Consider the following 9,740-nt stretch of genomic DNA (forward strand, 5'->3'; position numbering starts at 1 on the left):
CCGGCCCCCCCGCCGGTGGTCGCCGCCCCCCCGCCTGCTCCTCCTGCTCCGCCTGCTCCTCCTGCTCCGCCTGCGCCTCCCGCTCCCCCGGCGCCGACCATTTTCAGCTCAAGCTCCACCTACACCTACAGGGGCGCCCCCTTCCCGGAAGCGGATCGCGCCGCAGCCGACATCCGCGCCGAAGCCGATCAGGCCCGCGCACGCGCTGACGAGACCCGTCGCGGCGCCGATCAAGCCCGCGCGCGAGCCGATGAAAGCCGCGCCCAGGCCGAGATCGCCCGACGCGGCGCCGACCAGGACCGAGTCCGCGCCGAGCTCGCCCGCCTCGCCGGGGCCCAGGCCCGCGCCGCCGCCGCCCAGGCCCGCGTCGAAGGCGAAAAGGCGCGACGCATGGGTGAACAGGCGCGGCTCCAGGCGGCGAGCGCCCGCGTGGACGCCCGCCGCCAGATGGCCCAGGGCGCCGAACAGATGCGCAAGAGCGCCCAGGACCTGCGGTCGGAGGCCGTCCGCCTTCGCGACCCCGCCTATCGCGCCCGCCAGATCGCCGAGAACCGCACGCGCGGCAACCGCGTCACCGACGCCGAACTCCTGGCCGTCGCCGCCAGCCTGCCCGCCCAGGCGGACGAGATGGACCGTGACGCGGCCCGCTTGACGCGCGACGCGCGCCGTCAGGATTGATCCGGACACGACCCTATCGCGAACCTTCACGACCTAAGATTGACTTCGCCGCCCAGATGCGACACTTTAAGGTTGCACACAGGGAGCAAACACTATGTCAGTCATCGTTACGCTTCACATCTTCTCTGGTCGTCCGGACCCGGTTTGGGAATTGGCGGAAGACCAGGTGCTTCAACTCACGGAACGGCTCCGATCCACGCAGGAGCGGTCACTTCTTCGCCCCCCCGGCATCGCCGGCGCCCTGGGCTATCGGGGCTTCAGCATCCTCAGCACGGGCGAGAAGGCGCTGGATTCGCACATCTTCGTCCACCAGGGCCTGGCCGAGATCGGTGGCCTCAATATCTCGCTCAACCTCGGATCGCCCGAAACCGAACTGTTCCTGCTCGAAACCGGCCGGGCGGCGCTTCCGGACGATCTCTACGACTATGTCTCGGAGGAAATCGGCGGCGAGGGTTTTAAGGCGGAGGCCGCGCCCACGGTGTTCGCCGCGCCGCCCTATGATCCCGGGAAGTGGAACAACAACCCCTACATCATGGCGAACAACAACTGCTACAACTACGCCAACGACAAGATCACCAACAGTTTCGCACAGCCCGGGCGCGGGTCCGGTCAGATGTACACGACGTTCAGCTGCGACAACGTCGGCGCCGCCTCGCAGCGCGACGGCCAGATCCTGATCCCCAATCCCAACGTCACCCCGGCGGCGGGGCAGATCATCTGCCTGGTCATCTGGCCCGGAAATGACTTCCACTGGTACCGAAGGGACAGCAACGGCCTGTGGTCTCACAAACCCGGCAGCACGCCGGCCAAGAACACGGACAACTCCGGAAACCTGATCCAGAGCCCGGCCACCTGCAATCGCGGCCCGTATGTGAACCTCTGCAGCTATTTCAACAGCATTCCCGCCCAAACCCAGATCTGGTGAAGAGGGCGTGGCGCCTGGACGGCTCGGGCCTTCGTCCCGCGCCGTCCAGGCCTCAGCCTTGGGTCAGCCGACGAAATGACCGACCCGCCCTGACGGTCCCAGAACCCAGAGGTCGTATCGTCCTCCATCGGGCGCCAGCGCCCATACGCCCGTCAGGCTCTCGCCCGCCCCCGATCGCAAGATCGGGGGCGGGGCGGCGCTTCGTCTTCAGATCAGTAGGAGTAGGCCAGGCGGACCAGGAAGTTCCGACCGGGCTCCATATAGTCCTTCTGGTACGAGGGGCTCTCGCCCTTGGTGGTGTAGTAACGATGGCCGTCCAGGATGTTCTGGACGTCGAAGTCCATCGTCAGACCGGGGCGGAAGTTGTAGCGCGAGTGGAAGTCCAGGCTCTTGTTCGGCTGGACCCATTTATCGACGGCGTTGTCGCGCAGGTCTTCGATATAGGCGCCCTGGTACTGATAAGACAGGCGGGCTTCGAAGCCGTATTTCTGATAGGTCAGAGAGGCGTTGTAGATCAGATCCGGCGCCTGGATGAAGGAGATCGACCGACCCTTGCGATAGTCCAGGCCGGTCTCCGCCTCGCTGACCTGACGGGTCAGGTTGGCCTCGACGCCGAAGCCGTCGAAGGGCGCGCCCATGCCCTCGAACGACTTGATCAGGTTCAGTTCGACGCCGGTGATCTTGGCCGTCTCGCCGTTCTTGGGTTGGCTGATGGTGATCACGCCTTCCTGGGTGTCGGCGTCGACCGCGCTGCCGTTGGTGAAGATGAAATGGTCGATCTTCTTGTGGAAGACGCCGATGGAGACCAGGCTGGAACGGTCCGGGTAATATTCAGCCGAAACGTCCAGGTTCAGGGCCTCGGCCGGTTTCAGATCGGGATTGCCGCGGCTGATCGAGACGATGTCGCCCAGGGTCTGGCCAGGACGCGGCGGTGCCCGGCCGACGCTGACACCCCGCGAGATGTTGCTGAACTCGGGCCGGGAGAAGCTGGTCCAGATCGCGCCGCGATAGACGAAGTTGTCCGACGGGCGATAGACCGCCGTCACGCTGGGCAGGACGTTCGTGTAGTTGCTGTCGGTGTCGCCGAAGCCGGTCTGGGCCTCGTCCTCGATCCAGTTGGTGTTGCTGACCTCGGTGTGCTCGACCCGCACCCCGGCGACCACGTCCAGATCGTTGAACTGGAAGCTGGCCAGACCGTAGCCGGCGTAGATGGTCTCTTCGCCGCTCTTATCGCTGGAGCTCAGATCAGCGTAGGAATAGGTGACCGGATTGGCCTTCTGGGCGGCCTCGATGGCGGCCGTCACCCGATCGCGGTTCAGGATGGCGCCATAGTAGTAGCGGCCGTTCAGAACGGAGCCGACCTCGCGGTCGATCAGACCCGACTGACCCAGGCTCTTGCCCTCCAGGGGCGTGTTGTCGAACGAACCGCCCCAGATCGGGGTGGCGTCGTATTCGCGCTCGGACCACAGGACCTTCACGCCCGCCTTCAGATGACGGACCACGCCTTCCATCTCATAGACAGCGTCGAACTTGAACGCCGTGCGCGCGTCGGTCTGCTTGTCGCGGCTGCGGCCGCCCCCGTCATAGGGCAGCAGATTGGGATCGTTCTGCGCGTTCTGGGCGAAGGCCGGCAACTGCGGCATGGGGAAGCGGGGGTCGTAGGACGACCACAGCAGACCCGTCTGATTGAACGGCGCCGAACAGGCGTCGCAATTGTAGCCGATCGAGAAGCTGTCCGGTCCGCCCTTCTCACCCGCGCTGTAGCTGAGGTCGTAGTCCAGGGTCAGGCGGTTCAGACGGCTCTGGCCGCCCAGATTGATCGTGCCCAGGGTCGAGACCTGGTCCAGGGTCTGGAAGGTCCGCGCGAACTGGAAGGTCTCGGGGCTCCACACGCCCGAGCGTCCGAACAGCGACCAGTAGGACGAACTGCTCTTGCGGTCAGCGTCGGTGATCACGCCGTCGGCGTCGAAGTCCTTCATCTGGGCGACGGTGTAACTGTAGATACGGCCCTTGGCGCCGAAGCCGACGACGGCGTTGTCGGGCTGGATCAGGCTCGCGTTTTCCAGATCAACCTGCTGCAGGCGCTTGGTCTTGCGGCTGCGGAAGTCGGTGTAGTCGTTGGTGCCCGTCCGTTCCAGACGGCTGTACTGGCCGCGAAGATAGAAGTCGTTCGCCTGACCTTGATAATCCAGCGAGAAGTTGCCGCCGAAACGCTCCTGTTCGATACGGCGGTAGTCGAGGTCGATCCCCGGCAGATACATCGAGCGTTCGTCGATCGCCTCTTCGCTGTCCTTGCGCCAGCGATAGGGCTCCCACTCGCCGTCGTTTTCGGTTTCTTCGTTCAGGCTGTTGCTCTTGCCGTAGTTGAACGAGACGAAGGCGCCGAAACGGCTGTCGGACGACAGGCGGCTGGCGAAGTCCATTTGGATTTGGCCCGAACCGTCTTCTTCGCCCTGTTCCTGGGCGCGGTCATTGACGCCGTAGCTGAGGAAGGCGCGCGCAACCGGCTTGGTGAAGTCGAAGGCCGTCGGGGTCTGGAAGTTGACCGAGCCGCCGATAGCGTCCCCGTCCATGTCCGGCGTCAGGGTCTTGGAGACGGTGATGCTCTTCAGGCCGTTGGGCGGCAGGACCGTCATCGACATCTTGCGGCTGTCGGGATCGGTCAGGGCGACGCGGACGCCGTTGATCGAATAGGCGTTGAAGGTGCCGGCCAGCCCCCGGACCGAGACATATTCGCCCTCGCCCGTTTCCTGGTTCACCACCACATTGATGCCGGGCGCGCGCGCCAGGGCGTCGGCGACGTTGGCGTCGGGCAGTTTGCCCAGGTCGTCAGACGAGATCACGCTCGAGACCACGCCCGACCGGCGTTGGGCCTCGATGGCGTTGGCGGTGCTGAGACGCTGACCCGTGACGACGACCTCGTCCACCTCGGCCGCTGCCGGGGCCTGAACTGTCTGGGCGTGGGCGGACGAGGCCGCCAGAACGGCGGAACCCGCCAGAAGGACCGTGCGCAGATCGGCGCCGGCGAAGATTTGACGATGAACGGCCCGCGCACGGGCGATGACATGACGCGACATGACTGTCTCCATTGATCCTGATGTGATTTCGGTTCGACCGATCAGGGTCGGCGCAAGGCAGCCGTCAGCGATCAGCGACGCGCGTGCGCGCCCTGTCGGTGTCGATCACCCTGTTGGCCCCCCGGCCGATCGTGTTCGGCTGTAACGACGCCGCTTCAGGCGACGTCGGTCATTCTCTCGCTGGTCCGCCTATCCGGACCGGCGACGATTGAAACGCTCACTCATTCAACAACCCCCATGCGTTGAAATGAAAACTAGGCTTCCGCCCTGCGGTTGATCAGGTCGCAGAGAAGCTCGCGATAGGCCTCGAAGCCGTCGACCTCGACGCCCTGGGCCTTGCCCAGTTCGTCGTAGCGCCGCAGCCGCAGCGCGGCCTCGGCCGCCGGCAGGGCCATGAATTCGTCCACCTCGGCCGGGCTCATCGGCCCGCCCTGCAAGGCCAGGCTCTGAAGCGAGGCCGCGCTGAGCCGATCGACATAGCCGGGCGCGGTGGCGGCCAGACAGCGTTTGGCCGCGACGTGCAGCCGGACCGGCTCGGACACCTCCGGGCCAAAGGCGCGCGACAGGTAGCCGGCGCTGATATGTTCGTGGCGGGTGTCGATGCCGCGGTCGGCGGCGTCCTCGCCCGCCTTCTGCATCATATGGCCGACGTCGTGCAGCAGGCCCGCCGCCACCAGGGCCGGCGGCGCCCCATCGACGCGCGCGTGATGCGCGGTCTGCAGCGCATGCTCCAGTTGGCTGACGTCTTCGCCGTAATGCAGTGCACCCAGTCGGCTGAACAGGTCCGACAGTTCGGTGAAGAAGGCGTCGGCATCCACGGGAGAAGTCATCGAAAGTCCGTCTGTAAGCTGGGTCGAAATCGGATGGGCGGGCGTGGCGTCGGTCACAGGCGCATGCGTCCGATGGCCGGGTCGGTGCGGCTGGGACGACCGGTCTCCACATGGCCGGCCAGGCGCTGGATGAAGGTCGGATCGTCCGCCAAGGTCACGGTCAGATCGTACCAATGGTCGCTGCCGCGCAGATCCCAGACCGAATGCGCCGCCGTTCCGGGACGAAGGGTCAAGCGGCGGCGCGCCTCCCCTTCGGACAGGGGATAGGCGGCGTCCATGTCCAGCACCGCCTGCGCCGTCCCCTCCTGCGCACCGGTCAACTCGACGGTCAGAAGACCCTTGGCGTCGGTGGAGATCGTCACCTGGGGTTGGGGCAGCGTGGCGTCGCCGGCGAACCGACGATAGAAGCCGTTGGGACCGTGAACCGTCAGATCATAGACGCCGGGCCGGCCGTCGTTCCAATGTCCGGCCGCATAGGTCTCCCCGGATCCCAGGGTGAAGCGCCACGGCCCCGCGCGGTCGGTGTTGTCGAACACCTGGAAGACCGCGCCCGTCCGCCCGCTGTTGACCAGATCGATCAGGACCGCCCCATCCGCGACGCGGGCCGCGGCGGCCAGGTCATAGGGCAAGGGACGTGCGCCGCGCTGGGGTCCGTCCTGGAAGGCCGGCGTCTGGCGCTCCGGAATCCGCAGACTGGGCGCGGCCTTGGAACGGGCGACGCGCTGCATGTAGTCGGCCGTGGCCGGCAGGGACAGGGCCGACCAGTCCTGGTTCGGGCGCGCGAAGTCGAAGGCCGAGGTCAAGTCGCCGCAGACGGTCCGACGCCAGTCGCTGATGTTCTCTTCCCTGACGCCGAAGCGTTTTTCCAGGAACTGAAGCGTGGAGGTGTGATCGAACACCTCCGAACAGACAAAGCCGCCACGGCTCCAGGGCGAAACCACGATGGCCGGCACCCGGATGCCGAGGCCCAGCGGATGGGCGCCGTGGTGGGGCCGTTCCGCATCCTGCCCATAGTCCTTGGCCTCGCCGGCGACGGACACGGTGCTGTACCCCTGGTCGGGCGTCAGCGGCGGCATGGGCGGCTGGACATGGTCGTAGAAGCCGCCGGCCTCGTCGTAGTTGACGATGAAGACCGTCTTGGAAAACACCTCGGGATGATCGACCAGGGCCTCGATCAACTTGGCGCAGACATGCTCGCCCTTTGACGGCTCGGCCGATGGATGTTCGGACAGATCCGCCGCCGTGACGATCCACGACACCTGGGGCAACCGCCCGCCGGCGATGTCCGCGCGGAAGGCCTCCACCAGTTGTTCGCCGTCCGAGCGGGTGCGATCCGCGCCGGTCTTGTCTTCCGACACCCAGGCGCGGCCGCGCTGATACAGGGGCGAGTCCTTCGGGCAGGGTCGGAACGGCTTGAACACCGACAGGATGTTGTCGCCGAAATTGTCGTATTCCTGATAGACCTTCCAACTGACGCCCGCCGCCTGGAGCCGTTCAGCGTAGGTGGTCCATTCGTGCGGACCGCGGGCCATCGGCCTGTCCTCGGCCATGTCGGCGCTGGGCGTCTCGTCCTCGCCGTAGTTGCTCATCTCCGGATCGCCGCCGACCTTTCCGCCGCCGTTGCAGCCGGTCCAGAGGTGCAGGCGGTTTGGATAGGTCTGGGTCAGGGTCGAGCAGTGGTAGGCGTCGCAGACGGTGAAGGCGCCGGCCAGGGCGTAGTAGAAGGGCAGGTCGGAGGCCTTGTAATAGGCCATCCGCTTGTGCAGCTCGCGCGAATGGCCCCACTGGTCATAGCGGCCGCCGTTGACGATGGTGATCGCCGCCGTATGGCCCTGATCCGCGCCATCGACCGTATAGGCGTTGGTGGTGCGGGAATCGCCGTGGAAGGGGGCGACGAAGCCGTCCGGATGCTCGACGCTGGGCTGACGCCAGACAGAGGCTCCGCCCGGCAGGCGCTGCGGCCGGGGATCGCCGAAGCCGCGCACCCCGTTCAGGGCCCCGAGATAATGATCGAAGGCGCGGTTCTCCTGCATGAAGATGACCACATGCTCGACATCCATGATCGTGCCCGTGGCGTTGTTGGCGGGAATGGCCATCGCCTTGCGCACCGTCGCCGGCAACAGGTTCAACGCCGCTCCAGCCGCCACGCCGCCCAGAGCGCCCCGCAGGAAAGACCGCCGATCATTTGACATGGATCAAATCCCCCTCTTCAATTTTGGTATAGACCAGATGAAGGGAGATCTTCGGCGAAGTTTTCGTGAAGCTTGAGCGGCGAATGTCTGAACCGTCAGGGGGCTGATCCGGTTCACTTGACCCCACAGACACGACTTCTCATCCTTCGGTGGGGCGGGAATCGACCGTCGATCGAGCGATCCCATGACTCAGCCGGACAGCCTTCACTATCTCGGAGTGCGCGACGCCATCGCCACACGGATCGCGGGAGGAGAGTTGAAGCCCGGCGAACGCCTGCCCTCCGAACGTCAGTTGCAAGTGGGCGGCGGCGTGGCGCGCGGCACGATCCGGGAGGCCCTGTTCCAGCTGGAGGCCGAGGGGATCATCTATCGCAAGGACCGCAGCGGCTGGTACGTCTCGCCCCCGCCGGTGGTCTATGATCCGACCCGGTGGGAAGGCTTCATGTCCTATGTCGAGGCCCAGGGCCGCCGCCCGGAGACCGAGACCCTCAGCAAGACGGAAATCGCCTGCACCCCCGCCCTGGCCCCCATCTTCGGCCGCCCGGTCGGCGCGCCGATGTATCGCATTCGCCGACGGCGTTCAGTCGATGGCCGCGCCGTCCTGGTGGAGACCATCGTCGTCGACGCGGCCCTGGCTCCGGACCTGCTCAGCCACCCGCTGGACGGTTCGCTGACCAGCGTCCTGAAGTCCGCCTATAATATCGCCGTGGCCCGCAACCGGGTGGACATGCAGCCGTGCGCCCTGACCCGCGGCGAGGCCGAGGCGCTTCAGGTCAAGTCGGGACTGCCGGGGCTGAATGTGGTCCGCACCAGTTATGACGCCCAGGGTCGCGTGGTCGAGTTCGACCGCGAATACTGGCGCCACGACGCCCTGAAGATCAGCGTCGATATCCGGGTGCGTTAGGAAAGGCCGGCGCGCCGGGCCGCTTCGACCTCCAGGGCGGGGATCAGATCGGCCACCGTGTCGATGACCAGATCGGCGCCCGCGTCACGCAGCCGGTCGGCGGCGGCCTTCAACAGAACGGCGCGTTCATCGCCGTCCAGATCGGCCAGGGCCTGGGCGGTCAGACCGACCATATTGCCTGAGGCGGCCACGCCGATGGTGAAACAGCCGGCATTGCGCCCCTCGGCGACACCCACCTCCGCATCGTCCACCTTGACCACGCGCGACAGGGGCCAGACGCCCAGGTCGGCGCAGGCCTTGTAGATCATCAGCGGCGAGGGCCGCCCCTGCGGGGTCTCGTGCGCGCAGACCACCAGGTCGGGTGCATAGGCCTGGGCGGCGGCGCGCGGCAGGATCGCCTGCATCATCTCGCGCGTATAACCGGTGCAGGAGGCGATCTTCAGACCCTGGCCGCGCAGATGCGCCACGGCGTCCGCGGCGCCGGGGATCAGATCCGCCGTCTCCTCGGCCAGACGGATCATCGGGGCCTGGAGTTCGGCCATGACCTGATCGACAGCCTGCTGGTCCGGCGCCGCGGCGTGGGCCGCCATCCAGGCCTGGTTGATCCGGGGCTGTTCGAACAGGGCGCGGACGTGGTCGGCCTTGGCCCGGCCCATGTCGCGGCGGGCCTCCTCTTCACTGACGGGCGCGCCGAGGAAGGCGAAGGCCTCCATCAGGGCCAGCACCGGGGCGCGGCTGCCGAAATCGACCATGGTGCCGGCCCAGTCGAAAACGACCATGTCGAAGCTGTCGCGGATGGAGGTCATGGTTCGAACGTCTCCTGAAACAGGTCTGCGATCACCTCTTCGCCAAAGGCGAAGGCGGTGGAGGCGCCGTTGCCGGCGGTGATGAGGGCGAGGCGAACGCAGGGGTGCGGCGCGGCGACCAGGTCGGCGTGCGGACCGCGGGCATAGGTCCCCGTCCAGCGTTGCAGGACGGGCGGCGCGGGCCGGCCGGTGGCGGCGCGCCATTCATCCAGGATCAGTTGATCGACCGTCTCGTCGGCGAACGGATCGGGCGTAGCGGCGTCGTGATGGCTGTCGCCCACGACCAGGGCGCCGGCGGCGGCCTGCACCGCGATCAGGTGGACCCCCT

7 protein-coding genes and 2 pseudogenes are annotated in these 9,740 nt (G+C 66.6%); 3 read left to right on the forward strand and 6 right to left on the reverse strand.

The window, feature by feature from the left end; genetic code table 11:
- Both ER13_RS18740 and ER13_RS13600 read left to right on the forward strand, forming a co-directional pair.
- Positions 1-678, forward strand: a pseudogene (locus tag ER13_RS18740) (peptidase M56); the annotation flags it as partial.
- Between the two features lie 94 nt (positions 679-772).
- Positions 773-1,603 (forward strand): hypothetical protein, encoded by an 831-nt coding sequence (locus tag ER13_RS13600; RefSeq protein WP_008260646.1) that lies wholly within the window; start codon positions 773-775, stop codon positions 1,601-1,603.
- 63 nt (positions 1,604-1,666) lie between these two features.
- On the opposite strand, the gene ER13_RS19330 is transcribed toward ER13_RS13600, so the two are convergent.
- The 4 genes from ER13_RS19330 to ER13_RS13615 form a co-directional block, all read right to left on the reverse strand.
- Positions 1,667-1,783 carry a phospholipase domain-containing protein gene (locus ER13_RS19330; RefSeq protein ID WP_164952604.1) on the reverse strand — a complete coding sequence of 39 codons (117 nt, stop codon included), beginning with the start codon at positions 1,781-1,783 and terminating at the stop codon, positions 1,667-1,669.
- A 32-nt stretch (positions 1,784-1,815) separates the two neighbouring features.
- A complete protein-coding gene (locus ER13_RS13605) occupies positions 1,816-4,680 on the reverse strand; it encodes a TonB-dependent receptor (protein ID WP_231492550.1) in 2,865 nt (954 codons plus the stop codon).
- A 254-nt stretch (positions 4,681-4,934) separates the two neighbouring features.
- On the reverse strand, positions 4,935-5,510 hold the full coding sequence (locus ER13_RS13610; protein ID WP_035310059.1) for an HD domain-containing protein: 576 nt from the start codon (positions 5,508-5,510) through the stop codon (positions 4,935-4,937).
- 53 nt (positions 5,511-5,563) lie between these two features.
- The gene (locus ER13_RS13615) at positions 5,564-7,702 is read right to left on the reverse strand and encodes a phosphocholine-specific phospholipase C (protein ID WP_052005123.1); all 2,139 of its coding nucleotides are present in this window, start codon (positions 7,700-7,702) and stop codon (positions 5,564-5,566) included.
- Positions 7,703-7,886: 184 nt separating this feature from the next.
- On the opposite strand from ER13_RS13615, the gene ER13_RS13620 reads away from it, so the two are divergent.
- The gene (locus ER13_RS13620) at positions 7,887-8,606 is read left to right on the forward strand and encodes a UTRA domain-containing protein (protein WP_008264036.1); all 720 of its coding nucleotides are present in this window, start codon (positions 7,887-7,889) and stop codon (positions 8,604-8,606) included.
- Here ER13_RS13620 and phnX read toward each other — a convergent pair.
- Entirely contained in the window at positions 8,603-9,412 is an 810-nt protein-coding gene (phnX, locus tag ER13_RS13625) for a phosphonoacetaldehyde hydrolase (protein ID WP_081836240.1), read from the reverse strand. The two genes, ER13_RS13620 and phnX, sit on opposite strands and share 4 nt — an antisense overlap.
- Positions 9,409-9,740: pseudogene (locus tag ER13_RS18745) on the reverse strand (TIGR03364 family FAD-dependent oxidoreductase); the annotation flags it as partial. The pseudogene ER13_RS18745 and the gene phnX, both read right to left, overlap by 4 nt.

The organism is Brevundimonas sp. EAKA, from assembly GCF_000698025.1.
GTDB lineage: Bacteria > Pseudomonadota > Alphaproteobacteria > Caulobacterales > Caulobacteraceae > Brevundimonas > Brevundimonas mediterranea_A.

Bases quoted from the DNA above. Each gene is read 5' to 3' on its own strand.
- ER13_RS13600 (WP_008260646.1), top strand. From the start codon at position 773: ATGTCAGTCATCGTTACGCTTCACATCTTCTCTGGTCGTCCGGACCCG.
- ER13_RS13605 (WP_231492550.1), bottom strand. From the start codon at position 4,680: ATGTCGCGTCATGTCATCGCCCGTGCGCGGGCCGTTCATCGTCAAATC.
- ER13_RS13610 (WP_035310059.1), bottom strand. From the start codon at position 5,510: ATGACTTCTCCCGTGGATGCCGACGCCTTCTTCACCGAACTGTCGGAC.
- ER13_RS13615 (WP_052005123.1), bottom strand. From the start codon at position 7,702: ATGTCAAATGATCGGCGGTCTTTCCTGCGGGGCGCTCTGGGCGGCGTG.
- ER13_RS13620 (WP_008264036.1), top strand. From the start codon at position 7,887: ATGACTCAGCCGGACAGCCTTCACTATCTCGGAGTGCGCGACGCCATC.
- phnX (WP_081836240.1), bottom strand. From the start codon at position 9,412: ATGACCTCCATCCGCGACAGCTTCGACATGGTCGTTTTCGACTGGGCC.